This window comes from Pseudomonas aestiva (assembly GCF_039908605.1).
Lineage (GTDB): Bacteria > Pseudomonadota > Gammaproteobacteria > Pseudomonadales > Pseudomonadaceae > Chryseomonas > Chryseomonas aestiva.
The window spans coordinates 912750-939003 of the sequence record NZ_CP150916.1; the positions used below are offsets into that span (position 1 = coordinate 912750).

The following is a 26254-nucleotide window of genomic DNA, read 5'->3' on the forward strand; positions in this document are numbered from 1 at the left end:
CCGGGCGAAGGCCAGCCTCAGGTCGAGACCAGCAATTGCACCGCGACGGCAAACATCACCCCGGCCACCAGCAGATCGATCAGTCGCCACACCCCCGGACGGGCCAGGTAGGGTGCGGCCCAGGCCGCGCCCAGGGCGAGTCCGAAAAACCACAGCATGGAGGCGGTGGCGGCGCCGAACACATAGGCCAGGGGCGCGGCCTGCTGGCTGCCCAGGGAGCCCACCAGCAGCACCGTGTCCAGATAGACATGGGGATTGAGCAGGGAGACGGCGGCCGCGGCGAGCAACGCCTGCCGCCGGCTGCGCGGACTCGTGGTCTCCAGCTTGTCGATGGCCGCCGGCCGCCAGGCCCGGCGTAGCGCCTGGGCGCCGTACCAGAGCAGAAAGGCCGCGCCGCCCCAGCGCAGGATGACTACCAGCAGCGGGCTGTGCTGGATCAGCGCGGCCAGGCCCAGCACCCCGGCGGCCACCAGGATCACGTCGCAGGTGAGGCAGAAGGCGGCAATGGCCAGATGGTGCTCGCGGCGCAGCCCCTGGGCCAGCAGATAGGTGTTCTGGGCGCCCAGCGCCATGATGAGACTGGCCATGGTCAAGAGGCCGGTGAGGTAGCTGTTCATTGCAAGGGTGTCGCCTTGTTGTCCGGGAATGGCTGCCACCTTGCCGGGTCCGGGTGTATAAGAAAAACCAATATTCCTTATGCAGCATTAGCTGAATCGATGATCGACTACAAGTTGCTGGAAGCCCTGGCGGTGGTGGTGGAAGAGGGTGGCTTCGAACGGGCGGCGCGCCGGCTGGGCCTGTCGCAATCGGCGGTGTCCCAGCGCATCAAGCTGCTCGAAGCCCGGGTCGGCCAGGCGGTGCTGGTGCGGGAGACACCGCCCCAGCCCACCGCGCCGGGGCTGCGGCTGTTGCGCCACATCCAGCAGGTCCGGCTGCTGGAAGCCGATCTGGGCAGCGAGGTGCCGGGACTGGCTGAAGAAGCGCCGCAGCGGCTCCGTATCGCCCTGAACGCCGACAGCCTGGCCAGCTGGTGGCCGGCCGCGGTCGGCCCCTGGCTGGTGGAGCAGGGGCTGCTGCTGGATCTGGTGGTAGAGGATCAGGACGTGGTGCTGCGCCGTATGCGCGCGGGCGAGGTGGCGGCCTGCCTCTGCGCCAGCGGTCAGCCCCTGGCGGGCGCCCGGGTGCGATCCTTGGGCGCCATGCGTTATCGCGCCGTGGCCAGTCCGGATTTCTGTGCCCGCTGGCTGACCGGGCGGCCGATCGCCCAGGCCCTGGTGCGCGCGCCCGCCATCGTCTTCGGTCCGGACGACCGCCTGCAGCACCGCTACCTGGAGCAGCTCGGTGTCACCGCGCCCTTCGACTACCACCTCTGCCCGTCCGCCGAAGGTTTCCAGCAGATGGCCCTCAGTGGTATCGGTTGGGGTCTGCTGCCCGATATCCAGAGTGCGGCCGCCCTGGCCAGTGGTGCCCTAGTGGATCTGGCGCCCGGTCACTGGGTGGATGTCCCGCTGTTCTGGCATCACTGGCGCAATGGCGGTGTCGCCCTGCAGGCGCTGACCCGCCATCTGGAGGGCGTCGCCGGTCAGTGGCTGGTGCGCGACTAGCGGCGCCTGTCGAAGGCTTTGGTTACACTGGTCCCTGGGTCGCCCTCGGCGACCGCGGACAGGTTCGGGAATCCCAGCGACATGCGTATCTTGATCACGGGCGCCAGCGAGGCGCTCGGTGCGGGTCTGGCCTGCGATCTGCTCGACCGCGGCCAACTGGTGCGGGTGCACGGCCGCCCCGGCGCGACCCTGGACGCCCTGGTCGAACGCGGCGCCGACTACCACCCGGCCTTGCTCGACCAGCCCGCGCAGGTGGTGGCGCTGTGCGACGACATCGACGCCATCGCCCACTGCACCGACGTGGCCGGCGTGCCAAGCGCCGCCGATCTGGATCACGGTCAGGTGCTGATCGAAGCCGCCCTGCAGCAGCAGGTCGCGCAATTCGTCTATGTGTCGTCCGCGCGCCTCTACGAAAGCGGCGGCGAAGCGCTCAAGGAAGACCAGGTGCCGGCCAAGCCCAGGAGCCGCGAGGCCCAGCGCCGTCTGCAACTGGAGCGCCTGGCCCTGGCCGCCGGTGAATTCGGCCCCCAGGTCACGGTGTTGCGGCCGGCCCAGGTGCTCGGCCTGGCCGATCGCGACTGGGCGCGCTGGTTGCTGGAACGGGCCAAGGCCAGGCAGCTGGGGCGTAGCGGCAACGGTCTCAATCGCTGGGACTTCACCAGCGCCGGCAACCTGCGCAAGGCCCTGGTGACCTTGCTGCTCAGGCAACCGGCCGCCACCCACGGCAAGGTCTTCAACCTCAGCGATGGCCAGTCGCTGGTGTGCTGGGATGCGATCAACTTCCTGCTGCGCCGCTTCGAGCTGCCGCCAGTCGTCGAGCGCAAGGCCTTCGATCCCCGGCGGCTCTATGCCCGCTTGCGCACCCCGGGTCATGAATCCTGCTGGCCCGAGTTGCTCGACAGCGCCTTCACCCTGGACATCCGCGCCGCCCAGGAGGCCTTCGGCTACCTGCCCGAAGCCAGTTCCTGGAGCGCTCTGGAAGAATATCGCCCGCGGGCGCCCCAGGCCCATAGCGGACCGGTCTAGCGGCAATCCTCAGCGCACCCAGGGCAGGGCATGCTAGTGCTTTGCTATCGACGCAGACTGCGTTTCGGCGCACGCTCCCGGGGCCAATCCGCGTGCCGGCTGCCTCGCGTCCATGGCGACGGCCGTTATACTGGCCGCGATTCCGTCTTCCTGCCTCTGCTCACAGGTCTGCCATGCGCAACGATCTTCTCGATGAAATGGATAACGTCCCGAGTCTGACCCCGGAGCGCGACGATCGCCGTCCCGGCAGTCGGCGTCCGGTCGAAGCCGAAGAGGTCTATCGCGAACCCGCTGCCGGTCACTCCCGCCCGGTACGCCGCGGGCCCTCCACCGCGCCGCTGTGGGTACTGGTCGCGGCCCTGACCCTGGCCCTGGCCGGGGTCGCCTGGTGGAGTCATCAGCAACTGGTGCTGATGCAGGAGCAGGTGGTGGCCACCCAGGAAAACTTCGCGCGCATCAGCGAAGACGCCCAGGGTCGCCTGAGGGACATCTCCGGCAAGCTGGTGGAGAGCGAATCCTCCGGCACTACCAGTCGCGAGGCCCTGCTGCTGCAGGTCAAGACCCTGCAGAGCAAGGTCGCCGAACTCACCCGCCAGCAACAGGGGGTGACGGACAACCAGCAGGCCCAGGACAACCGCCTGCAGAATCTCTCCACCGCGGTGCAGACGGTGCAGACTGGCAGTGGCGAGGTGGATACCCGACTCAAGGCCCTGGCCGAGGAGCAGACCACGCTGAAGAGCGGCCTGGCGCAGACCGCCAGCCTGACCGAGCAGGTCGCCAGCCTCACTGCGCAGAACAAGGCGCTGCAGGCCGACATCGCCGCGCTGAAGAAACCCAGCGCCCAGAACCAGGCCTTGGGCGAGATGCAGCAGGACCTGCTGGTATTGCGCAGCGAACTGGACGCCCGCCCGGTGGGCCCGGACAGCAAGGAATTCGACGCCTTCCGCCTGCAGACCACCCGCAACATCACCACCCTGCAGACCCAGGTGCAGAATCTGCAGCAGCAGATCAGCGCCGGGGCGCGTTGATCGGATCGATCTCGCTGCGCTGCCAGTCCTGCGGCCAGAGCTCGCCGTCGAGCTGATCGAGCCGGCGCTGCAGGACCTTCTGCTTGAATACCTCGAGGATCTCCACCAGCACCTCGTCCAGGGCATTGTCCTGGGCGCCGCTGGGCAGACTCTGATCGAAGCCGTGATCGGCCAGGCGACTGGCCAGGGCGCGGAAGTCGCGGGTGCGCAGACTGGCCGCCGCTTCCCGGACCAGGCCGTTGACGATGTCGGTGAGCACCCCGTCCAGGGTGTCGGCCAGGCGCTCACCCATGGGCAGGCGCTTGAGCCGGGCCAGGTCGGGATTCTCGTCCAGGGCGCCCTGCACCACGTCGCCGACCAGGCGTTCCAGGGTGGCGCGATTCTGGCTGTAGCCCTGCTCCACCATCGCCTGGATGCGCAGCGCCATGCCGTCGATCAGCCGCTGCTTGCGCGGACGGATGACGCGGTCGATCACGCTCTGAGAGAAGTCGTCGCGGGTGTTGAGCTCGTCCTGCAATTCGCCGCAGATCTTGATCATCACCCGATCCGACAGGTCTTCCATGAGCAGCTGGTAGTAGTGGCTGAACAGCCGATAGGGCCGCCAGCCGCGCATGTCGATCAGCCCCAGGCGCTGCAGGCGCAGGAGCAGCGAGACGATGCGCAGCGCCCGCAGCAGGCGGAAGCCGCCTAGGGGAATGCAGCCGAGCACGTCGTACCAGTGGATGAAGGGATAGTGGTACCAGCGGGCATGGCGGCGCTCGACTACCGCCACCAGCCAGCCCAGCAGCACATCGGCGAGGAAGAAGGCGACGAACACCAGGTCGATGCGGGTGAAGTGGGCATGGATGCGTTCGCCGTAGAAGGCGTGGAAGCCGGGCAGCATGGCGGCCAGGGCCTGGTTGAGCGGCCCCAGGGCGTAAAGGCTGTCGAACAGGATCAGCGCCAGGTTCACGCAGACCAGGATCAGGATCAGGCCGTCCCACAGCGCCAGCAGGCCCTCGTGGCGGCGCGGTGGTGACGCGGTTGGTGCCGCCGGCGCGCTCATGGCCGTGCGGCCTGCCAGAGCACCTCGCTCACCCCCTGGCGCCGGGCGACGATGCGGGCGGCGACGAACAGCAGGTCGGACAGCCGGTTGAGATAGGGCAGGCCCTGGCCTTCCAGCGGCTCCACCGCGTGCAGGCTGCGGCAGCGCCGCTCTGCGCTGCGGGCCAGGGTGCGGCAGACATGGGCCTGGGCCACGGCGCGCGAGCCGCCGGGCAGGATGAAATTCTCCAGCGGCCCCAGTTCGGCGTTCCAGCGGTCGATGGCGCCTTCCAGGCGCTCGATCTCCCCCGCCTGCAGGGCGCGATAGCTGGGCAAGGCCAGTTCGCCACCGAGGTCGAACAGCCGGTGCTGGCAGGGTGCCAGGGCGTCGCTCACCTCGGCCAGGCGGGTATCGTCCGCCAGCTCGGCGAGCAGCAGACCCAGGGCACTGTTGAGTTCGTCCACCGCGCCGATGGCCTCGATGCGCGGATGATCCTTGGGTACCCGGCTGCCGTCGGCCAGGCCGGTATCGCCGGCGTCGCCCTGGCGGGTGTAGATCTCGGTAAGGCGAAAACCCATGGCGCAGCTCCTGATGAGGTCCTAAGGGCTTGTCTGAGAAGTCGCCGAGCGACGGTCAGGCAAGGCAAAAATCGGTGAGGAAGTGGAGTTTACGAAGAGTAAATGAGCATTCCGACCGGGCTGGCGATCCAGGTGATTTTTAACGCAGCATGGCCGAGCACAGGCACTTTTCAGACAAGCCTAGGCTGTGTCGAAGTCGGCCTGGATGAGCGGCAGGCGCAGGGTGAAGCAGGTCCCTACGCCAGGCGTGGAGTGCACCTCCATCTGCCCCTTGTGGTTGTTGGTGATGATGAAGTACGACACCGACAGGCCCAGACCGGTGCCCTGGCCCACTTCCTTGGTGGTGAAGAAGGGCTCGAAGATGCGCTTGCAGATGTCCTCGGGGATACCGATGCCGTTGTCTTCCACCTGGATCTCCGCCCAGCCGCCGCGCAGCCTGGTGCGCAAGGTGATGCGTCCGTATTCGCCTTCTTCCTCGTCGTCGCGCAGGTGGATCGCCTGGGCGGCGTTCTTCAGCAGGTTGAGCAGCACCTGCTCCAGTTCATTGCCGATCACCGGCACCGGCCCCAGTGCCGGATCGAATTCGCGGATGATCGACAGGGTGCGGAAGTCGAAGCCTTCTGCCAGGTCGAAGTCGTTGCCGGCGATCTCGATGGCCTGGTCGATCAGCGGCGGCAATTCGCTGGCTTCCATCTTGCGATTGCTGCGCCGGCTGAAGGCCAGCATGTGGCTGACGATCTTGGCCGCGCGGCTGCCGGCCTGGTGGATGCCGTCGAGCAGCCGCGGGATCTGCCGGCTTTCCAGGTAGCAATTCACCGCATTGAGTTCGACGCCGGATTCGGCGGCCTGCTCGAGATTCTTCGGCAATTCCGGCGACAGCCGCCGGCGGATGTTCTGCACGTTGTGCAGGATGGCGCCCAGGGGATTGTTGATCTCGTGGGCCATGCCGGCGGCCAGGCCGCCCACCGAGAGCATCTTTTCCGACTGCACCATCATCTCTTCCATGTTGAGGCGCTGGGTGATGTCGTCGATGCGGATCACCACGCCACGTCCGGCGCCGCCCATCAGCGGGTAGAAGGTCAGGGTGTAGTGGCGCGGGGTATCGGTCAGCGCCCAGGTCACCCGCTCCACCTTTTCCACCCGCAGCAATTCGGCGGTGCGACTCAATTGCGGCAGGAACGGCTTGAGCGAGGGAAAGGCGAGAAACACCGGCTGGTTCAGGGCTTCGTCCAGCTGGGTGCCGGAGAGGTGGGTGGCCTCCTGGTTCCACTGGGTGACGTAGAACTGCTCGTCCACCGCGATCAGCGCCGAGGGCATGGAGTCGATGATGCTGTTGAGGTAGTTCTGGAAGCCGGTGAGCTTCTTCTCGATCTTGCCGCGGACCTGTACCTCCAGTTCCAGCTTGCGGTTGGAGCGGCGCGTCTCCTCGGCCAGGCTCTGGGCCTGCAGCACGGCGTACTGGGCGTCGTCGCGGGCGCGCTTGAGTTGCTGCTCGCGGCCCTGGATGCGGCCGAGCATGGTGTTGAAGGATTCCGCCAGGCGACCCAGTTCGTCCTCGCTGCCCTTGCTGGCGCGCAGCGAGTAGTTTTCCTCGCGGGTCACCTGGCGGGAAAGTTCTTCCAGCTCGCGGATCGGCAGGGTGATGAGTCGCTTGATCTGTCGCGCCACCACCAGCCAGAGCAGGATGCTGAAGGTCAGGATCGCCAGGCTGGCGGTCAGGGTGCCGCGGTAGAAGGCGCCCGGCAGCTCGCTGCTGGCCACCAGCAGCAGATGCCCGGGCGGGCCCTCGGGGCGCGGCAGTTCCACCAGCAGGTTGGTGCGGAATTCCCGCAGGCGCCAGGTCTGCAGCTCTTCGAAGCGCGCGGGTACCTGCAGGCGATCGCCGTTGTGCAACTCGGCCAGGCGCTGGCCCTGGCTGTCGTAGACCGCGGCCAGGCGCAGCGGCGCATAGCCGTCCAGCTGGCGCAACTGCACCTGGGCCGCCTCCGGCGAGGCCAGCACCTCGCGACTGAGCACCGGGCTGGCGAACAGCCGGCCCAGGGTCTGCAGCGCCTGGGGCGCCACGCTTTCCTGGGAGATCCAGTAGGCGGCACTGATGAAGGTCACGTTGGCCACCACCAGCACCGCGATCATCATCACCAGCAGGGCGGCCAGCAACTTGCGGCCGACCGGGAGATTCTTCAGGCGTTTGGCGAGGATCATGGCGCAGCCGCGGCAACAGGGAAGCGGGCAGGGTAGCCCGCAGCTAGTCCTCGGGCAATCCGCGCTCCGCGAGCCGGGTCCGCAACCGCTGCTGGAGGTCCGTCAGATGCGGCACCGGCAGGCGCAGCCGTCCGGCGATCGGCAGGGCATGACCGAGCAGATGGCTCACCTCGGTGCGCTGGCCGCGCTCCACGTCCTGCAGCATGGAAGAGCGGTTGTTGGCGGTGGCGGCGATCACCGCCTCGACCTCCTGCTGCAGCCCCTGGGCCGCCGGGGCGAGGCCCATGGCTTCCAGCAGGGTCGCGAGTTCGTCGCAGAGCGCCGCTACCTCCGCTGCGTGCTGGCGCAGCTCGCCGTTGCGGCAGCGATGCAGCACGGTCAGCGGATTGATGGCGCAGTTGATCGCCAGCTTGCGCCACTGCCGGGCGTCGATGTCTTCGGTCCAGCGCACTGGGAAACCCAGCTGGGTAAGGGTGTCCAGCCAGGGCGGCGGGGTATGGCTGCCGAGCTGGTCGCCGATCCAGATCTGCCCGGCGCCGGCCGCCACCACATGGAAGTCGGTCTCGCGATAGGCCCCCTCGGTAGTGCTGGCTCTCAGGCAGCGCGCCCGCGGGACCCGGGCGGCCACGGCATCCTGGCTGCCCAGGCCGTTCTGCAGCAGCAGGATCTCGGCCTCCGGTTCCAGTCGCGCGGCGACGCTGGCGATGGCTTCTTCGGCGTCATAGCTCTTGCAGGCGAGGATCAGGCGGCGGATCGGATTGCCGGCCTCGGGCGTCTCGGCCGGCAGCGGATAGAGGCTGGTGGTGTCGCCTTCGCTGAGTTGCAGTCCGCCGCCGACGCGATACTGCGCCAGGCGTGTACGGTCACGCAGGATCAGCCGGACCGGTTCGCCACCGCGAAACAGCCGCGCCGCCCAAAGTCCGCCGAGACTGCCGGCGCCCAGTACGTGCCAGCTCACAACTGTGACTCCAGGGTGGATTCGCGGGGCATGGTTGGATTCCTGCAAGGCTAGGGTCAGTCGTTATAATGGTCGGTCATGCTGCAGCGTCAAGGCTGCCCCATCGCAACCGAGGAGAAAATCCATGCCTTCCTTCGACGTGGTATCGGAGCTGGACAAGCACGAAGTCACCAATGCCGTCGACAACGCCATCAAGGACCTTGATCGCCGCTACGACCTGCGCGGCAAGGGCAGCTTCGAAGCCAAGGACCTGACGGTGACCCTCACCGCCGATGCCGACTTCCAGCTCGAACAGATGCTGGAGATCCTCAAGGTCAACCTGGCCAAGCGCAAGATCGACGTCCAGTGCCTGGAGGTCAAGGATGCCTATGCCTCCGGCAAGTCCGTCAAGCAGGAGACCGTCCTGCGCGAGGGGATCGACAAGGAGCTGGCGAAGAAGATCGTCGCACTGATCAAGGACAGCAAGATCAAGGTTCAGGCCGCCATCCAGGGCGAGCAGGTGCGCATCACCGGCAAGAAGCGCGACGAGTTGCAGGAGGTCATCGCCCTGCTGCGCGGCCAGTCCCTGGACATGCCGCTGCAATACCAGAACTTCCGTGATTGAGCTGACTCCCTTTAGGGTCGCCGCCGAGCGCGGCGGCATCTGACTGAAGAGGTAACAGGAGACGCCGTTTGGATATCGAAAACCAATACAACCACCTGCTGGCGATGACCGCGGGCTGGCTGCCCATTGTCCTGCAGTATTCCGGCCGGGTGCTGCTGGCGCTGCTGACCCTGGCCATCGGCTGGTGGTTGATCAACAAGGTCTCGGCCAAGGCCAGCGGCCTGGCGGCCCACCATGGCGCCGACCCGGCGCTGCTGAGTTTCCTCGGCAGCCTGGTCAGCATCATCCTCAAGATCCTGCTGGCGGTCAGCGCGGCGTCCATGATCGGCATCGCCACGACCTCCTTTGTCGCCATCATCGGTGCGGCCGGTCTGGCCGTGGGTCTGGCACTGCAGGGCAGCCTGTCGAATTTTGCCGGCGGTGTGCTGATCCTGACCTTCCGCCCCTTTCGCGTCGGTGAATTCATCGAAGCCCAAGGCGTGATGGGGACGGTGAATTCCATCCAGATCTTCCACACCATCCTGCTGACCGGGGACAACAAGACCGTCACCATCCCCAACGGCAATCTGTCCAACGGCATCATCACCAACTACTCGCGCCAGCCCAAGCGCAAGGTGATCTTCGATGTCGGCGTGGATTACGAGGCCGATCTGCAGAAGGGCCGCGAGGTGCTGCTGGCGCTGGCGGAAGACTCGCGGGTGCATCGGGATCCGGCCGCCGAGGTGGTGGTATCGGTCCTGGGCGACAGCGCCATCACCCTGTCGCTGCGCTTCTGGACCGACAGCGGCGACTACTGGCCGCTGATGTTCATGCTCAACGAGCAGGTCCGCGACCGTCTGGGCGCGGTGGGTATCGGCATTCCCTTCCCGCAGCGGGTGGTGCACTTCGCCAACACTGCACCGGTCGCTGAGGCGCAGGGCGAGTCCAGCCCCGCCGCCTAGGTCCCGCTCAGCTCCCGCCGGTCTTGACGACGGCGGGATCGCGCCGCTGACGCAGCCAGAGCACGGCGATCAGCAGCAGCGTCGGCACCCCCATCAGCGCGGTCAGGGAGAAGAACGAGCTGTAGCCGACGTGCTCGACCATGGCCCCCGAATAGCCACCCAGCAGGCGCGGCAACAGCAGCATCAGCGAGCTGAGCATGGCGTACTGGGTGGCCGAGAATCTGAGGTTGGTCAGACTCGACAGGTAGGCGACAAAGGCCGAGGTGGCCATGCCGCCACTGACGTTGTCGGCGCAGATGGTGGCGATCAGCAGCGGCACGTTGGCGCCGGTGGAGGCGATCACCACGAACAGCAGGTTGGTCAGCGCCGAAGCGGCGCCGCCGAGGAAAAGGATCGGCAGGATGCCTACCCGGGTGATCAGCACGCCGCCCAGGCCCGCGCCGAACAGGGTCATGAACACCCCGAAGATCTTGCTGACCCCGGCGATGGTTTCCTTGCTGTAGCCCACGTCGATATAGAAGACGCTGGCCATCACCCCCATGACCGTGTCGGACAGCCGATAGGTGGAGATCAGGCCGAGCAGCAGCAGCGCCTGCCACTGGTAGCGCTGGATGAATTCGGTGATGGGCGTCAGCACCGGTGCCATCAGCCGGCGCCCCGGCGCGGTCAGGCACAGCCAGACGATCAGGCCGTACATCAGACCGCGCGGCCAGTAGCCGCCGGCCAGGGCCGACAGGCCGCCGGTGGCGGCCACGATCAGCACGATCAGCAGGATCACCGAGACCATCTGGTGGACGAAGTCGAAGCGTGGCAGTTCTTCGGCATTGGCCGCATCGCGCAACCGCAGGGGCTCGCGCATGCGGCGCATGAGATCACTCAGGGGCTTGGAGCAATAGCGGCCCCAGGGCGACAGGCAGCCGACGATGAACAGGCTGTAGAGCAGGGCGCGTGGCCAGGCCTGGGCGATGGCGGCATTGATGGCGGCGGGGATGGAGATCAGCATCACCAGCAGCAGGGCGACCGCCACCAGCTGGTGATTGAAGCCGAAGCGCGATTCCGCCATGGCCATGGGCGCTACCGGCTCGGGTTCGCGAATCAGCACGCTGGTCACCAGGCCCGGCAGCACCAGGAGGGCGAACAGCATGTAGGTGGTGGCCCAGGCGCTCTGGCTGTAGCCCAGCCGGGACGAGCCCAGCTCCTCGGCGAGAAACAGGGCGCCGGCGCTGGCCAGCAGGGCGGCGATGCGATAGCCGGTCATGTAGCAGGCGGCCAGGGCGGCCTGGCGATCGTCGTCGGCGATCTCCAGGCGATAGGCGTCCACGGCGATGTCCTGGGTGGCCGAGGCGAAGGCCACCAGCACGGCCAGGGCGATGAGTTGCTCCAAGTGCTGCTGCGGATTGCACAGCGCCATGCCGATCAGCCCCAGGCCCACCAGGATCTGCGACAGCACCAGCCAGGAGCGTCGCCGTCCGAGCTTGCCGATCAGCGGCAGCTTCCACAGGTCGAGCATGGGCGACCAGACCCACTTGAAGGCATAGGCCAGGCCGATCCAGCTGGCATAGCCGATGGTCTCGCGACTCACGCCCGCTTCGCGCAGCCAGACCGACAGGGTGGAAAACACCAGCATGGCTGGCAAGCCCGCGGCGAAACCCAGCAGCAGCAGGGCCAGGCAGGCCTTTGACTTGTAGGTGGTGACGGCTTCACGCCAGAAACGTGCAAACATGCCCTTGGGCTCGGAAAAAACGCGCACTCTACTCGACACTCTCAGCTGGATTCCACCGGTACCGACGCATGTCCACCCGGTCCTCGTGCAGCAGTACACCCTCGGCCCGCAGCCGCTCGCGTTGCTCCCGGCCAGAGGGGCTGTCCTGGGTCAGGCTCGGCCGGCCATCCGCCGCGATCACCCGATGCCAGGGCAGGGCACTGCCCTCCGGCAGACGCCCCAGCACCCAGCCCACCCAGCGGGCTCCGCGACCGAGCCCGGCGAGTTCCGCCAACTGGCCATAGCTGACCACCCGCCCCGCGGGAATGGCGGCCAGTGCCAGGAAGACGGCCTGGCGACGGGATTCGAGGGGAGGGGGTGCACGCATGACGCCCTGCTGCTCCGGGGGAGAAGAGTGCCAGTGTGCCGAAAAGTTTGGTTACGGTGGTGCTGAAACGTGTCGAGCTGCCGCATTCTCCCAAGACGTCCGACCTTTGGGCAGTATTTCCGGAAACTTGCCTAACTTTTACCCAGGAACGGTTGCGCGAGCCTCTGGCACCCGGATAATCGCGCCCCTCTCGTTTCGTTACCTTTCCACCCAAGTCCACCCAAAGGTGTCCTGGTGCCCATGCGTTTTCGATTGCTCTCCTCGCTCGCGCTGTTGTCACTCGCCTCCTTCGCCCATGCCGACACCGTCTGGCTCAAGAACGGCGATCGTCTGACCGGAACCATCAAGCTGCTGGACAGCAAGAAGCTGCTCTTGCAGACCGAATACGGCGGCAACATTCCCCTGTCCTGGGACAAGATCAAGACGCTGCAGCGTGACAAGCCCGTCATCGTCCAGCGCGGCAAGTACGAACCCGATTTCCCGGTGGAAAGCCTCAAGCCGGCCGACGACGGCCAGGTGGTGGTCACCACCACCGATGGCCAGCAGACCGTCCCCCTGGCCAGCATCACCCAGATCGTGCCGCCGCGGCCCTTCCTGCGCGACTTCGCCTGGAAAGGCAACATCGACGCCGGCCTGGACTACATCAGCTCCTCCGAGGACAGCCAGAAGTACGACATCGACTTCAAGACCCAGGCGCGGCATGGCATGTGGCGGCACAACGCCAACGGCAGCTACGACCGCTACAAGGCCAACGATACCGTCTCGACCAACAAGTACGATCTGCAATACGCCCTGGATCGCTTCTTCGACGAGAAATTCTTCTGGCAGGGCCGCGCCGAATACAAGCGCGACTGGATCCAGGCGCTGGCCAAGCAGCGGACCCTGGGTACCGGTCCCGGTTACCAGTTCTGGGACAACGAACTGGGTGCCTTCTCGCTCACCGGGCTGCTCAACCACAATCGCTACCAGTATGCCGACGGCGGCTCCGACCAGTTCCTCTCGGCGAGCATGAAGTGGGACTACAACCGCTATCTGTACGGTCAGACCATCCAGTTCTTCACCACGGGTGAACTGGGTCGTCCGCTGGACAACACCGCCAACTTCACCTTCGACGGCGATGTCGGCCTGAGATACAAGGTGACCAACTGGGCGTCGCTGAACCTCAAGGCGTCCAAGGAACTGACCAGCGGTGCCGAGGGCAACGTCAACCAGACCGAGTACACCGCCGGTGTCGGCGTGTCCTGGTAACCCGATATTTCCCTGACCCTGTGCAACCCCCTCAAGGCCGCGACTTTCGCGGCCTTGTCGTTTGTGCCGGGCGCCTGGCGGCGACCTTGAAATCGGCTCGACCGCCTCCATCTCCTGTCTTTCAACCGGCTTCCACCGTGAAGGACCTGAGATGCGCGTGACCGCCTTACTCTTCTTGCTGTTTCCCTTTGTGGAACTGGCCGTACTCATCAAGATCGGCAGCGAAATCGGCGTGCTCGCCACCTTCGCCCTGCTGCTGCTGAGCTTTCTGGTCGGTGTCGCCCTGCTGCGCGTCGCCGGCTTCACCACCCTCTGGCGCATCCGCATGCGCCTGGCCCAGGGGCAGATGCCCGAGCAGGAAGTCATCCAGGGCCTGACCCTGGCGATCGCCGGCGCCCTGCTGATCTTCCCGGGCTTCATCAGCGACGTTCTGGCGCTCGTCTGCCTCTTGCCGGTGACCCGCAAGGCCCTACTGGGCGCGGTGATCGGCCGGGTGACCCGGCGCAATCCCGGCGCCCAGGGCTATCAGCCGGGCGCCGGTCAGGGCGCGCCTCATCGCCCCGAGGTGATCGAGGGTGAAGTGGTGCACCGTGACGAGCAAAAACGCTAAAAATTTTGTCCTCCGCCCTTGAAATGCCTGGCGACAACCTCATGTAGCGGACACCGCAAGGTTGTCGCCGCAAGGCGAGCAGGTTTCGCGTCCTGTCATGCACGGGGCGCACCCGGCGCAGCCGGTAAAAACAAACTGCCGATGCAGTCATCGGCGCTGGAAACACTTAGAACTTTGGGAGATACGACAATGGCGCTTCGTCCTCTGCATGATCGCGTTGTGATTCGTCGCAGCGAAGAAGAGACCAAATCCGCTGGCGGCATCGTGCTGCCGGGCTCGGCTGCCGAAAAGCCGAACCGCGGTGAAGTGGTTGCCGTAGGCACTGGACGCGTGCTGGACAACGGCGACGTCCGTGCTCCGGCGGTGAAAGTGGGTGACAAGGTGGTTTTCGGTCCCTATTCCGGCAGCAACGCCATCAAGGTCGATGGCGAAGAACTGCTGGTGATGGCTGAGTCCGAAATCCTGGCCGTTATCGAAGGCTGATCCCCGCTCACTTTTCGAATTTCTTAGAGGAAACAGAACATGGCTGCAAAAGACGTCAAATTCGGTGACTCCGCGCGCAAGAAGCTGCTGACCGGTGTCAACACCCTGGCCGACGCCGTCAAGGCCACCCTGGGCCCGAAAGGCCGTAACGTGGTTCTGGAGCGTAGCTTCGGTGCTCCCCTGATCACCAAGGACGGCGTGTCCGTCGCCAAGGAGATCGAGCTCAAGGATCGCATCGAGAACATCGGCGCCCAGCTGGTGAAAGACGTGGCCTCCAAGGCCAACGACGCTGCCGGCGACGGCACCACCACCGCCACCGTGCTGGCCCAGGCCATTGTCACCGAAGGCCTGAAGTCCGTGGCCGCCGGCCTGAACCCGATGGATCTGAAGCGCGGCATCGACAAGGCCACCGCTGCCGTCGTCGCCGAGCTGAAGAACCTGTCCAAGCCCTGCGCCGACAGCAAGGCCATCGCCCAGGTAGGCACCATCTCCGCCAACTCCGACGAAAGCATCGGCAACATCATCGCCGAAGCCATGGAGAGGGTTGGTAAGGAAGGCGTCATCACCGTCGAAGAAGGCTCGGGCCTGGAAAACGAACTGTCCGTCGTCGAAGGCATGCAGTTCGACCGTGGCTACCTGTCGCCCTACTTCATCAACAAGCCCGACACCATGTCGGCCGAGCTGGACAGCCCGCTGCTGCTGCTGGTCGACAAGAAGATCTCCAACATCCGCGAACTGCTGCCGGTGCTGGAATCTGTCGCCAAGGCCGGTCGCCCGCTGCTGATCGTTGCCGAAGACGTCGAAGGCGAAGCCCTGGCCACCCTGGTGGTCAACAACATGCGCGGCATCGTCAAGGTCGCCGCCGTCAAGGCGCCGGGCTTCGGTGATCGTCGCAAGGCCATGCTGCAGGACATCGCCATCCTGACCGGCGGTACCGTCATCTCCGAAGAAGTCGGTCTGAGCCTGGAAAGCACCACCCTGGAGCACCTGGGTCAAGCCAAGCGTGTGGTCCTGAACAAGGAAAACACCACCGTCATCGACGGCGCCGGCGTGGAAGTCGACATCCAGGCCCGCATCAAGCAGATCCGTGCCCAGGTCGAAGAAACCTCTTCCGACTACGACAAAGAGAAGCTGCAAGAGCGTCTGGCCAAGCTGGCCGGCGGTGTTGCCGTGATCAAGGTTGGCGCTGCCACCGAAGTCGAGATGAAAGAGAAGAAAGCCCGCGTTGAAGACGCCCTGCACGCTACCCGCGCTGCCGTGGAAGAAGGCGTGGTGCCTGGCGGCGGTGTCGCCCTGGTGCGTGCCCTGGACGCGCTGAAGGACCTGAAAGGCATCAACGAAGAGCAGAACGCCGGTATCAACATCCTGCGTCGCGCCGTCGAAGCCCCGCTGCGCCAGATCGTGGCCAACGCCGGTGACGAAGCCTCCGTCGTGCTGGACAAGGTCAAGCAGGGCAGCGGCAACTACGGCTACAACGCCGCCACTGGCGAATACGGCGACATGCTGGAATTCGGCATCATCGACCCGGCCAAGGTGACCCGCAGCGCGCTGCAGGCCGCTTCCTCCATCGCCGGTCTGCTGATCACCACCGAAGCCATCGTGGCCGAGCTGCCGAAAGACGACTCCGCTCCGGCCATGCCCGACATGGGCGGCATGGGTGGCATGGGCGGCATGATGTAACACCCGCTCCGGCCCCCGGGCCGAGCCCAACCCCGGTGCTCCTCGCGGACACCGGGGTTTTTTATGGCCGGTCGCCGGCCCGCCCGCGCTGGTCGAGGCCGCCGGGGCCGGTTAGGCTCTGTGCCGAACAGACGACAACGAGGCCCGCGGTGGGCTCGGGCAAGAGGTCAGCGACATGCGTATCCTGGTGGTGGAAGACAACCGCGACATCCTCAGCAATCTGCTGGACTACCTCAGTCTCAAGGGCTACAGCGTGGATTGCGCCCAGGATGGGCTGTCGGGCCTGCACCTGGCCGCGACCGAGCACTATGACCTGCTGATCCTCGACATCATGCTGCCCGGCATCGATGGCTACACCCTCTGCCAGCGGCTGCGCCAGGATGCCCGCCGCGACACCCCGGTGATCATGCTCACCGCCCGCGATCAACTCGACGATCGTCTGGAAGGCTTTCGCTCCGGCGCCGATGACTATCTGGTCAAGCCCTTCGCCCTGTCCGAACTGGCCGCCCGCGTCGAGGCGGTCATGCGCCGGGCCAAGGGCGGCGGGCGGCGGCAGCTGCAGGTCGCCGATCTCAGCTATGACCTCGACACCCTGGAGGTCAGTCGCGCCGGCAAGCCGCTCAAGCTCAATCCCATCGGCCTCAAGATTCTCGCCCTGCTGATGCAGAAGTCGCCCCACGTGGTGCGGCGCGAGGTGCTGGAGGAAGCGGTATGGGGCGAGGACTACCCTGACAGCGACAGCCTGCGCAGCCACGTCCACCAGTTGCGCCAAGTGATCGACAAGCCCTTCGAGCAGCCGCTGCTGCGCACCATTCACGGCGTGGGCTACAAACTGGTCGAGCAGGACTAGCCATGGAATATCACCTGAGCCTGTCGCGACGGATCGTCATCGCCTTCGTGCTGATGACCTTTCTGGTGGGTGGCGTCTTTGCCCTGGGGATCGTCGCCGCGGTGCATACCGTCGAGGAACGCCTGATCTCCACCGATCTGCACAATGAACTGGAGCGCATGGTGCAGCGCGACATGAAGCGCGGCGGCCAGCCGGTGCTGGACCCGGACATGCGCCTGTATTTCGTGCCTCTCACCGAGGTGGCACAGCTGCCAGCGCACCTGCGCGAGCTGCCGGCCGGCTTCAGTGAAGTGGAGGAGGATCAACAGTACTTCTATGCCTATGTGGCCGAGCTGGAGGGCAATCACTTCGTCCTGCTGCAGAACCAGAGCGATTTCGAGGCGCGCGAACGCCTGCTCTACAAGGTGGTGCTGGTCGGCTTCCTGATCAGCGTGGCCCTGGCCTGGCTGCTGGGCTGGGCCCTGGCGCGGCGGGTGATCGCTCCGGTCGTACGGCTGGCGCGTCAGGTGCGCCGGCGTGACCAGTTGCTCGATGTAACCCCGCCCCTGGCGCCGGACTACGCCAAGGACGAGGTCGGCGAGCTGGCCGGGGCCTTCGACGATGCCCTGGAGCGCCTGCGTGCTGCCCTGGCCCGGGAACGGCTGTTCACCAGTGACGTCAGCCACGAATTGCGTACCCCATTGATGGTGATCAATTCCTCCTGCGAATTGCTCGAGGCCACGCCGGATCTGCCAGCGCGGGCGAAGGGTCCGCTGGAACGGATGACCCGTGCGGCGCGGGAGATGCAGGAACTGGTGCAGACCTTTCTGGCCCTGGCACGCAACCAGGGCGACAACGACACCCAGGCCCCGCGGGCCACCCTGGCTGACGTGGCGCGGCGGCAGACCCAGGAGTGGCAGGCGGCGGTGCAGGCCAAGGGCCTGCAGTGGCAACTGAGCGTGGCGCCGGGGACTGATCAGGGGCTCTGGCACGAGCCCTTTCTGCGCTCGGTGATGAGCAATCTGCTGCGCAATGCGCTGCATTACACCGAGCGGGGTTATATCGGCCTGCACGTCGGAACGGACGGCTTCGTGGTGGAAGACAGCGGCGTCGGCATCCCCGAGGAGCAGCGCGAGGCGATGTTCCAGCCCTTCGTGCGGGGCGCGGAAGGGCGCGGCGAGGGCCTCGGACTGGGCCTGTCGCTGGTGCGCAGGATCTGCCAGCTGCAGGGCTGGCACGTGACCCTGGGTGAAAGCGCGGCGGGCGGTTGCCGCTTCGAGATAGCACTCGGCACCGACAGACTAGCGGACTGAGGTTACAGAAATTTCACAAAGGCTTGACCGGGGTTTGACAGGGGCCCGGGTAGGGTGGCGGCACTTCTCCACTCCCTCAGGAGCCGCCTCTGTGAAAGCGCCCATCGACCTGCCCTTTTCGCAAAAGTACGACGCCGACCACGCCCGCCAGTATTACCTGAAGCATCAGGACGGTCTGGCCCGGCGTCTGTCCAACTGGCGCGACCAGCAACTGGCGCGGCAGGCCCTGAGCATCGCCGGCCAGCCCAATCTGGTGCTGGATCTGCCCAGTGGAGCCGGGCGCTTCTGGCCGCTGCTGGCGGAAAAGCGCAACCGCCTGATCATCGGTGCCGATTACTCGGAAAACATGCTGGCCACCGCCCGCGATCAGCAGCCGGCGGACGTCGTGGCCCGGGTGAAGACGCTACAGACGTCGGCTTTCGCTATCGACCTGTCCGACAATTCTGTAGATTGCATTTTCTGTATGCGCTTGTTTCACCATGTGGGCGAATCGGCGGACCGACTGGCCCTGCTGCAGGAGTTCCACCGGGTGACCCGCGATAGCGTCATCCTGTCGTTGTGGGTGGATGGCAACTTCAAGGCCTGGCGGCGTCAGGCGCTGGAGCGCCGTCGCAAGGCCCAGGGCCGCGATCGTGGCGGTTATCAGAACAGATTCATCGTCGAGCGCAGCCAGTTCGAGGCGGAGGTCGCCCAGGCCGGCTTCGTCGTCGACCGCGCCCTGGATTTCCTGCCGGGCTATGCCATGTGGCGGGTCTATGTCCTGCGCAAGGCCAATTGAAGCTATCTAAAATAAGAGAGGCAGCTGATGGGAGCCGTAACGCAAGGCGAAGAGCGTTTCGATCGCTGGTGGAACACCGCGGGTGACTGGGTGGAAGCCCCCAACGTCCGCCGCGGTGGCGAAAGCGGTGTTCAGCGCCTGCAGCTGCCCGACGGTACCCTGGCCTACGTCAAGCGCCAGGTCGGCCATCTCTATCGCAGCCTGCGTCATCCCCTGGGACGTCCCACCGCTCTGCGCGAGCGCGATGCGCTGATCGCCTTTCGCGACCTGGGCATTCAGGTTCCCGAACTACTGTTCTGCGATGCCCGGCATGCCCAGGGCGGCTGGCGCGCGCTGCTGGTGAGTGCCGCTCTGGAAGGCTATCAGGACCTCGATCAGTGGTACGCCGAAGGTGGCGGCCAGTCTCTCAGCGAAGCCGAGCACGAGCGTTTCCTGACCACCCTGGGAGAGGTGCTGGCGCGCATGCATCGGCACCGCTGGCAACACGGTTGCCTCTATCCCAAGCACATCTTCGTGGCCGAACGAGTCGGCCCTCAGGGCAAGGAATTCTCCGTCGCCCTGCTCGATCTGGAGAAATGTCGCCAGCGCATCGGCATAGACACGGCCGCCCGTCGGGATATGCTGCAATTACGCCGCCATTCGTCGTGGAACGCTGCGCAATGGCGAACTCTCCTCTACGTTTACCAACAGGCGTTGGGACGGAAGATCAGAGGGTTAGAGCCATGACTTCACAAATTACTCGAGGTTTGCTGATTGCGGCTTTCTGTGGGGTCACCACATTGGCCTATGCGAGCTGGCTGCGGCCGGCGGCGGTGGTGGTCGGCAGTGAAGGCCTCGAGTATTGCCAGACGCCGGTGGCTCGCAGCCTGACCACCTCCAGCACGGGTAGCCAGGACCTGCTGCTGTTTCTCTTCGGCATGACCCAGACCCACAACCGCTAGGCCCTCGGGCGGTCAAGCGCCTTTCGCTTCCTCGGCAAGTTGGGCATCCTGTCGTCTGACTTCTAGCTGCCGAGCCCCCGCCGATGATGGCCGATAGTTTTTCCGAGCAGGCCGTGCAAAGCCTGCTGGACACCGACTTCTACAAGCTCACCATGATGCAGGCCGTCCTGCACAACTATCCCAATGCGGAAGTCGAGTGGGCCTTTCGCTGCCGCAACGACGAAGACCTGCGGCCCTATCACGCGGCCATCCAGGCCGAGATCGATGCCCTCGCCGATGTCGCCATCAGCGACGGTCAGCTGGCCTTTCTCGAGCGCATCCCCTTCATCACCCCAGACTTCATCCGCTTCCTGCGGCTGTTTCGCTTCAATCCGTCCTATGTTTTCCTGGGCGAGGAAGAAGGGCGCTTCACCCTGACCCTGAAAGGTCCCTGGCTGCACCTGATCCTGTTCGAGGTGCCGATCCTGGCGCTGATCAGCGAGGTGCGCAATCGCCAGCGCCATGCCGATCTGCCGCTGCAGGTGGCGCAGGATCAGCTCTATCGCAAGTTCGACTGGCTGGCACGAGAGGCGGGCGCCGATGAACTGGCCGAGTTCAAGATGGCCGACTTCGGCACCCGGCGGCGTTTCTCCTATGGGGTGCAGGAGATGGTGGTGCGCAGCCTGAGGGACGACTTCCCCGGTCGCTTCGTTGGCACCAGCAACGTGCACCTGGCCTGGAAGCTGGATGTCGCGCCCCTGGGCACCATGGCCCACGAGTGGCTGATGGCGCACCAGCAACTGGGGCCGCGACTGATCGACAGCCAGATCTCCGCCCTCGACTGCTGGGTGCGCGAGTATCGCGGTCAGCTCGGTATCGCCCTGACCGACACCATCACCATGGATGCCTTCCTGCGCGATTTCGATCTCTACTTCGCCAAGCTGTTCGACGGCCTGCGGCACGACAGCGGCGATCCCCTGCAGTGGGCGGAAAAGGCCATCGCCCATTACCAGCAGCTGGGCATAGATCCCCTGACCAAGACCCTGGTGTTTTCCGATTCGCTCAACCTGGAAAAGGCGCTGGCGCTGTTTCGCGCCCTGCGCGAGCGGATCAACGTGAGCTTTGGTATCGGTACCCACTTCACCTGCGACATCCCCGGGGTGCAGCCGATGAACATGGTGCTCAAGATGAGTCGCTGCAACGGTCAGCCGGTGGCCAAGATCTCCGACGCCCCGGGCAAGGCCCAGGGCGGTGAACCTGACTTCCTGCACTATCTGCGGCACGTCTTCCAGGTCAACGGCGCCTGAGTTCGGACGCCTTGCCAGGGCCGGCCTCAGGACGAGCAGCTGATCTCCAGGTGCTTGCCCCAGTCCGGCGGTCGCTGGGCGAAGCGCTCGCGTCCCGGCTGGGCCTCGAAGGGGCGTGACAGCACCTCGTGCAGCAGGCGCACCTCGCGGTAGTTGCCCGCTTCGGCCTGCTCGATGGCCTGCTGGGCCAGGTAGTTGCGCAGCACATACAGCGGATTGACCGCATTCATGCGTGCGGTGCGGTCGGCTGCGGTACCGCCTTCGGCCTCCAGGCGCGCGCGATAGGCCTGGCCCCAGTCGTCGAAACCGCGCAGGTCGATGAAGTCCTCGCGCACCCGGGCCAACGCCGCGGCAGGTTCGTCTTCGCCCAGGTGACGGAAGAACAGGTGATAGTCCACGCCGCCCTGTTGCATCAGGGCCAGCAAGCGCTCGACCAGCTCCTGGTCTTCTTCCCGCGCCTCCTGCAGGCCCAGCCGACGGCGCATCAGGTCGAGATACTGGGCCTGGTACAGCGGCAGGAAGAGGGCGATGCTCTCCTGCAGCGTCTCCACCGCCACCTTGGGCGTCAGCGCCTGGGCCAGGGCCGCCAGGTTCCAGTGGGCGATGGGCACCTGGTTGCTGTAGGAGTAGCGCCCGGTGTGATCGGAGTGATTGCAGATGAACTGGGCGTCGAAGTCGTCGAGAAAGGCGAAGGGGCCGAAATCGAAGGTGAGCCCCAGGATCGAGAAATTGTCGGTGTTCATCACCCCGTGGCAGAAGCCATAGGCCTGCCAGTGGGCGATCAGCCGGGCGTTGCGCTCCACCACCTCGCGGAACAGCGCGGCCCAGGGCTCAGGCGTCGTCAGCAATTCGGGGAAGTGCGCGGCCAGCACATGCTCGCCCAGCTGCTCCAGCAGCTGATGCTGGCGGGTGTAGTAGAAGTATTCGAAATGGCCGAAGCGCACGTGGCTGGGCGCCATACGCAGCAGGGTGGCGCCGGTTTCCAGTCGTTCGCGCACCACCTGGGTGGCGGAGCCGATCACGCACAACGCCCGGGTGGTGGGGATGCCCAGAGCGTGCAGGGCCTCGGAAGCGAGGAATTCGCGGATGGAGGAGCGCAGCACGGCGCGGCCGTCGCCCATGCGCGAGAAGGGTGTGAGACCGGCGCCCTTGAGGTGCAGGTCCCAGTGTTCGCCGCGGTCGTTGACCGCCTCGCCCAGCAGTAGGCCGCGGCCATCGCCGAGGCGGGGGTTGTAGGAGCCGAACTGATGGCCGGAATAGACCATGGCCCGGGGTTCGGCGCTGTCCCAGAGCTGGGCCCCGGCGAACACCTGGGTGAATTCGGGCGTCTCGGCCACTGCCGGGTCCAGGTCCAGCAGCGCCATCGCTGCCGGCGAGGCGACCACCAGCCGCGGATCGTCCAGCGGCCGGGGGTCGATATGGGTGGAGAAGTCATCGCCCAGGCGGGCGAATCTGTTGTCGAAGGTCAGGTCGAGCAGCTGTTTCATGGGTATCCCAGGGGCTGTAGAGCCTGTTCATAATCTCGCGAGCTAGAGCCAAATAAGGCGAAAATGGCGGAGGAAGCGGAGTTTACGAGTGGTAAATGAGCATACCGAAGCCATTTTCAACGCAGGTTGTCCGACGCGCAGCAGATTATGGACAGGCTCTTGGGGGCCGTCAGGCCTTGGATGGCTTGGGATCCTCGGCCTCCTGCTGGGCATCCCCTTCAGGTAGGAGAGTCATTTTGCCCAGTTGTTTCTCCGCACCGTGACGATTCTTCAGGGTGATCTCCATCTGCGGCGTCGACAGCAGATTGATGCCGGCGTCGCGCAGCAGCTGGTCGACCCGGCGAATCAGCTCATCGGTGGCGGCGCTGCGATCGCCCAGTTCCCGGACATAGATGCGCAATTCGTGATCCAGGGTGGTGGCACCATAGTGGGTGACGAACAGCGAGGGTTCGGGGTCGTGCAGGACGCGAGTATTCTCCTTCACCGCCTGCATGATCAGCTGTTGCGCCTGGGCCAGATCGCTGCCGCGATTGACGCCGAAGGTCAGCACGATACGGGTAACGGTGTCGGTCAGCGTCCAGTTGATCAGCTGGCTGGTGACGAAGGTCTTGTTCGGCACCACCACCGACTTGCGGTCGGCGTCGGTGATATGGGTGGCGCGGATGCGGATCTTGTTCACCGTGCCGGTCACGTTGCCGATGGTGATGAGATCGCCGACGCGCACCGGGCGCTCGAAGAGGATGATCAGACCGGAGATGAAGTTACCGAAGATCTCCTGCAGACCGAAACCCAGACCGACCGAAAGGGCGGTGGCCAGCCACTGCAGCTTGTCCCAGCTCACCCCCAGGGTCGCCAGGGTGGTCACGGTGCCGAAGCCGACGATGACATAGGACAGCAGGGTGGTGGTGGCGTAGGCGCTGCCCTGGGCCAGATTCAGGCGTGACAGCACCAGCACCTCCAGCAGGCCGGGCAGGTTGCGCGCCAGGGCGACGGTGAGGCCGGCGATCACCAGGGCGATAATGAACACCCGCAGCGTCAGGGGGACCTGGGTGGCGGCGGCGCCGGTGCCGCTGGTGTACTGGTAGAGGGTGACGTTGTCCAGGTAGGAGAACACCGCCACCACATCGGCCCAGACTAGGTAGAGGACGCCGAGGAAGGCCAGCAGCAGGGTCAGGCGCAACAGCCGCGAGGACTGCTGGTTGACCTGTTCCATGTCCAGGGTCGGCTCCTGCACCACCTCGACGCCCTCGGCGTCCTCCTGCTGCGCCTGGCGCTTCTGGATGGCGCGCTGGTAGGCCAGGCGCCGCGCGGCCACGCTCAGGCCACGGGCCAGGGTGGCTTCGAGGATGATCCAGGCCATCAGCACATAGAGGGTGTCCACCAGGCGATCGGTGAGCTTGAGCGCCGTGTAGTAGTAGCCGAAGAGCACGGCGAAGAACAGCACGGCCGGAATGGCGGTGATCATCAGGCCGAGCAGCAGGCGGAAGAACGGCAGGCGCTCGCGGGCGGTGGCATTGAGCAGGGAGCGACCGAGCATCCAGGCCAGGCTGGCATAGGCGACCAGCACGATGAGGATGCCGAGGACGTCGTCGGCGAGGCCAGCCAGCTGGCGCTCGGCGATGGCCACCACCGCCATCAGCGCCAGGGCCAGCAGCCCCACCCGTCTGACCAGCCGGCGCAACGATTGCGCCTGGGGCCGGGCCCACCGGAAATGGGTCTCGGCCACGCCACCGGAGGCCAGCAGGCGATACACCGTGTAGAACACCAGCCAGCCGGCGGCGATCTCCAGCAGGGCCGCGCCGATGGCGGCGTTGACCCCGCGTTCGTCACCTTCCAGGGCCACGCCGCCCAGCCAGAGCACCAGGCTTGCCGGCAGGCCCAGCAGGATGGTGAGCAGGATCGCCTGGGGCGTGTGCAACTGGCTGTCGCGCTGATAGTGGCCGATGTCCTGGTTGAGCTTGTGGACCCGGCCATAGAGGCGCGGGCGCTGCCAGATCAGGGTGGCGAAGGCCAGCACCAGCGGCAGCAGCAGCAGCGGGCGCTCGGCCAGGCCGACATAGAGTTCATGCAGGCTGGAGCCCCAGGGCACGTCGCGCAGCTGCTGCAGCAGCTTGCGCGGCGCGGTCTTGACCCAGTTCCAGTCCAGCGGCTTGTTGCTGGGAATCCAGAACATCTGCTCGTCGAGGGTGCCGCGCAGGCTGGTGATGGTGCTGCGCAGCTGGTTCTGGTTGAGCTGCAGATCGATGGATTCGCTGAGCAGGGCATTGAGTTCGGTGTTGAGGCGCTCCTGCAGTTCGCTGCGGGTCTTGAGCAGGTCGAGCAGTTGCTGACGTAGCTGCGGGGTGGCCTTTTCCGGCGGCTGCTGGGCCAGCAGATTGTCGACGTAGCCTTCCGGATTGGCGATCTGGGCGCGCTGCTGATTGAGTTCGAACTGATAGAGGCGCAGATCGGCGATGTCGTCGGTGAGGTCCTTGTTGACCTTGACCGAGGGCAGTGCTGCCCGCTGCTGATAGAGCAGCTTGGACAGCAGCACGCTGCCCTTGAGCACGCCGATCTGCTGCTCCATGTTCTCGGTGGTCTGCTTGAGCTGGTCCAACTGCTGACGCGACTCGAGATTGCGGCGGTTGAGGTCGTTGAGGCGATCGGTGGCGCGCAGCAGGTAGTCCGACAGCTGCAGATTGAGCCCGGTCTCCTGGGACAGCACATCGTCCCCGGCGGTTTTTTCCGATTCGCGGGAGGCTTCGGCCAGGGTCTTTTCCGATTGCTGGCGGCGCTTGCCGCTGATCAGCGTCTGCAGGTCCAGGGTCTCCTGCTCGTAGCGCTTGACCTGTTCGGTGAAGAGTTCGCGGCGGATGGCCCCCAGATCCTGCAGCACGCTGTTGCCGCCCAGTTCCTGGCGCAGCAGCTGGATCTGCGCATTGGCGGCCGCCTGTTCCGCCAGCAACTGACCACGTCGCTCGGGCGTAATTGGCTTGGCGTTCTCACGCCCGTTCTTGAGCAGATCGGCGATCTGCTGCAGGCGCGTCTGCAGATTGGCGATGTCCACCTGGGCGCGTTCGGGACGGGTCTGGGCATTGATCACCAGACTGTTGGCCGCATTGAGGTCGTCCTGCACGCTGTTGAGCGCCAGGCTGGTCTCGCTCAGACGCTGCTCCAGGGCCTGGGGCGTGGCGCCGGCATAGCGCTGTTCGGCCGGTTTGATCGGCTCGGCGCGCAGTCGCGCCAGTTGCCGCTGGGCATCCTTGATCTGCTGCGGCGCCTGGGCCAGCTGCTGGCGCAGATCGGCCAGCTGCTTGACGTACTGGTCACGCTGATCGAGCAGCTTGAGGGTCTGCTGCAGACTGTCCTGGGCGGCGCTCTGCTCGGGGGCGGGCAGCTTGCGATCGGCCAGCCCGGTCAGATTCTGCTGCACCTGCTGGGCATCCGGCGGCCCGGAATCCTGAGCCACGGCGGGAAGGGTGAACAGGCAACCGCAGAGAGCGGCGGCGCGAAGCAGAGCGGACAGGCGGTGCATGCGGCGGGCGTCGGGCAGTGGAAAGGCGCG

General features: G+C 65.7%; 24 protein-coding genes. 15 read left to right on the forward strand and 9 right to left on the reverse strand.

Translation table 11 applies throughout. The features are described 5' to 3' along the window. Positions 1-17: 17 nt before the first annotated feature. Positions 18-617: a LysE/ArgO family amino acid transporter gene (locus tag AABM56_RS04260; protein WP_133863019.1), complete on the reverse strand. Its 600-nt coding sequence runs from the start codon at positions 615-617 to the stop codon at positions 18-20. 99 nt (positions 618-716) lie between these two features. Here AABM56_RS04260 and AABM56_RS04265 point away from each other — a divergent pair, with 99 nt between their 5' ends. From AABM56_RS04265 to AABM56_RS04275, 3 genes are all read left to right on the forward strand, one after another. Continuing rightward, complete coding sequence (locus tag AABM56_RS04265) at positions 717-1604, forward strand: LysR family transcriptional regulator ArgP (RefSeq protein ID WP_133863018.1); 888 nt, start codon at positions 717-719, stop codon at positions 1602-1604. Between the two features lie 81 nt (positions 1605-1685). Next, positions 1686-2630 carry an NAD(P)-dependent oxidoreductase gene (locus AABM56_RS04270; protein WP_133863017.1) on the forward strand — a complete coding sequence of 315 codons (945 nt, stop codon included), beginning with the start codon at positions 1686-1688 and terminating at the stop codon, positions 2628-2630. Between the two features lie 173 nt (positions 2631-2803). Then, a complete protein-coding gene (locus AABM56_RS04275) occupies positions 2804-3658 on the forward strand; it encodes an ATPase (RefSeq protein WP_133863016.1) in 855 nt (284 codons plus the stop codon). Here the strand turns inward: AABM56_RS04275 and AABM56_RS04280 are convergent. From AABM56_RS04280 to AABM56_RS04295, 4 genes are all read right to left on the reverse strand, one after another. Then, a complete protein-coding gene (locus tag AABM56_RS04280) occupies positions 3639-4703 on the reverse strand; it encodes an ion transporter (protein ID WP_133863015.1) in 1065 nt (354 codons plus the stop codon). The two genes, AABM56_RS04275 and AABM56_RS04280, sit on opposite strands and share 20 nt — an antisense overlap. Next, positions 4700-5260 carry a cob(I)yrinic acid a,c-diamide adenosyltransferase gene (locus tag AABM56_RS04285; RefSeq protein ID WP_133863014.1) on the reverse strand — a complete coding sequence of 187 codons (561 nt, stop codon included), beginning with the start codon at positions 5258-5260 and terminating at the stop codon, positions 4700-4702. Before AABM56_RS04285 ends, AABM56_RS04280 begins: the two co-directional genes overlap by 4 nt. A gap of 180 nt (positions 5261-5440) precedes the next feature. Continuing rightward, on the reverse strand, positions 5441-7462 hold the full coding sequence (locus tag AABM56_RS04290) for a HAMP domain-containing sensor histidine kinase (protein WP_133863013.1): 2022 nt from the start codon (positions 7460-7462) through the stop codon (positions 5441-5443). 43 nt (positions 7463-7505) lie between these two features. Beyond that, the gene (locus AABM56_RS04295) at positions 7506-8420 is read right to left on the reverse strand and encodes a putative 2-dehydropantoate 2-reductase (protein WP_263259504.1); all 915 of its coding nucleotides are present in this window, start codon (positions 8418-8420) and stop codon (positions 7506-7508) included. Between the two features lie 124 nt (positions 8421-8544). Between AABM56_RS04295 and AABM56_RS04300 the strand changes: the two genes are divergently transcribed. Continuing rightward, positions 8545-9024 carry a YajQ family cyclic di-GMP-binding protein gene (locus AABM56_RS04300; protein WP_133863011.1) on the forward strand — a complete coding sequence of 160 codons (480 nt, stop codon included), beginning with the start codon at positions 8545-8547 and terminating at the stop codon, positions 9022-9024. A gap of 68 nt (positions 9025-9092) precedes the next feature. Next, the gene (locus tag AABM56_RS04305) at positions 9093-9965 is read left to right on the forward strand and encodes a mechanosensitive ion channel family protein (RefSeq protein WP_133863010.1); all 873 of its coding nucleotides are present in this window, start codon (positions 9093-9095) and stop codon (positions 9963-9965) included. Between the two features lie 7 nt (positions 9966-9972). Here the strand turns inward: AABM56_RS04305 and AABM56_RS04310 are convergent, their stop codons facing one another. Both AABM56_RS04310 and AABM56_RS04315 read right to left on the reverse strand, forming a co-directional pair. Next, positions 9973-11688, reverse strand: a complete 1716-nt coding sequence (locus tag AABM56_RS04310) for an AmpG family muropeptide MFS transporter (RefSeq protein WP_158889438.1) — start codon at positions 11686-11688, stop codon at positions 9973-9975. Between the two features lie 28 nt (positions 11689-11716). After that, complete coding sequence (locus AABM56_RS04315) at positions 11717-12055, reverse strand: MGMT family protein (protein WP_133863008.1); 339 nt, start codon at positions 12053-12055, stop codon at positions 11717-11719. A 240-nt stretch (positions 12056-12295) separates the two neighbouring features. Between AABM56_RS04315 and AABM56_RS04320 the strand changes: the two genes are divergently transcribed. The 10 genes from AABM56_RS04320 to pncB all read left to right on the forward strand — a co-directional run bounded on the left by AABM56_RS04320 (position 12296) and on the right by pncB (position 21223). Next, a complete protein-coding gene (locus tag AABM56_RS04320) occupies positions 12296-13303 on the forward strand; it encodes a DUF481 domain-containing protein (protein ID WP_133863007.1) in 1008 nt (335 codons plus the stop codon). Between the two features lie 151 nt (positions 13304-13454). Then, complete coding sequence (locus AABM56_RS04325) at positions 13455-13913, forward strand: FxsA family protein (RefSeq protein WP_133863006.1); 459 nt, start codon at positions 13455-13457, stop codon at positions 13911-13913. 189 nt (positions 13914-14102) lie between these two features. After that, complete coding sequence (locus AABM56_RS04330) at positions 14103-14396, forward strand: co-chaperone GroES (RefSeq protein ID WP_007161933.1); 294 nt, start codon at positions 14103-14105, stop codon at positions 14394-14396. Positions 14397-14435: 39 nt separating this feature from the next. Then, a complete protein-coding gene (groL, locus tag AABM56_RS04335) occupies positions 14436-16076 on the forward strand; it encodes a chaperonin GroEL (RefSeq protein ID WP_347883857.1) in 1641 nt (546 codons plus the stop codon). A gap of 175 nt (positions 16077-16251) precedes the next feature. Beyond that, positions 16252-16926 carry a response regulator transcription factor gene (locus AABM56_RS04340; protein WP_133863004.1) on the forward strand — a complete coding sequence of 225 codons (675 nt, stop codon included), beginning with the start codon at positions 16252-16254 and terminating at the stop codon, positions 16924-16926. Positions 16927-16928: 2 nt separating this feature from the next. Next, positions 16929-18218 carry a HAMP domain-containing sensor histidine kinase gene (locus AABM56_RS04345; RefSeq protein WP_133863003.1) on the forward strand — a complete coding sequence of 430 codons (1290 nt, stop codon included), beginning with the start codon at positions 16929-16931 and terminating at the stop codon, positions 18216-18218. Positions 18219-18309: 91 nt separating this feature from the next. Next, the gene (locus AABM56_RS04350) at positions 18310-18996 is read left to right on the forward strand and encodes a class I SAM-dependent methyltransferase (RefSeq protein WP_133863002.1); all 687 of its coding nucleotides are present in this window, start codon (positions 18310-18312) and stop codon (positions 18994-18996) included. Between the two features lie 27 nt (positions 18997-19023). Beyond that, positions 19024-19722 carry a lipopolysaccharide kinase InaA family protein gene (locus AABM56_RS04355; RefSeq protein ID WP_133863001.1) on the forward strand — a complete coding sequence of 233 codons (699 nt, stop codon included), beginning with the start codon at positions 19024-19026 and terminating at the stop codon, positions 19720-19722. Between the two features lie 53 nt (positions 19723-19775). Further along, the gene (locus AABM56_RS04360) at positions 19776-19937 is read left to right on the forward strand and encodes a hypothetical protein (protein WP_347883858.1); all 162 of its coding nucleotides are present in this window, start codon (positions 19776-19778) and stop codon (positions 19935-19937) included. Positions 19938-20020: 83 nt separating this feature from the next. Continuing rightward, the gene (pncB, locus tag AABM56_RS04365) at positions 20021-21223 is read left to right on the forward strand and encodes a nicotinate phosphoribosyltransferase (RefSeq protein ID WP_187978459.1); all 1203 of its coding nucleotides are present in this window, start codon (positions 20021-20023) and stop codon (positions 21221-21223) included. A gap of 26 nt (positions 21224-21249) precedes the next feature. Here pncB and selO read toward each other — a convergent pair whose 3' ends face one another. Next, a complete protein-coding gene (selO, locus tag AABM56_RS04370; RefSeq protein ID WP_133862999.1) occupies positions 21250-22710 on the reverse strand; it encodes a protein adenylyltransferase SelO in 1461 nt (486 codons plus the stop codon). A 169-nt stretch (positions 22711-22879) separates the two neighbouring features. After that, entirely contained in the window at positions 22880-26224 is a 3345-nt protein-coding gene (gene mscK, locus AABM56_RS04375) for a mechanosensitive channel MscK (RefSeq protein ID WP_133862998.1), read from the reverse strand. Positions 26225-26254: the final 30 nt, after the last annotated feature.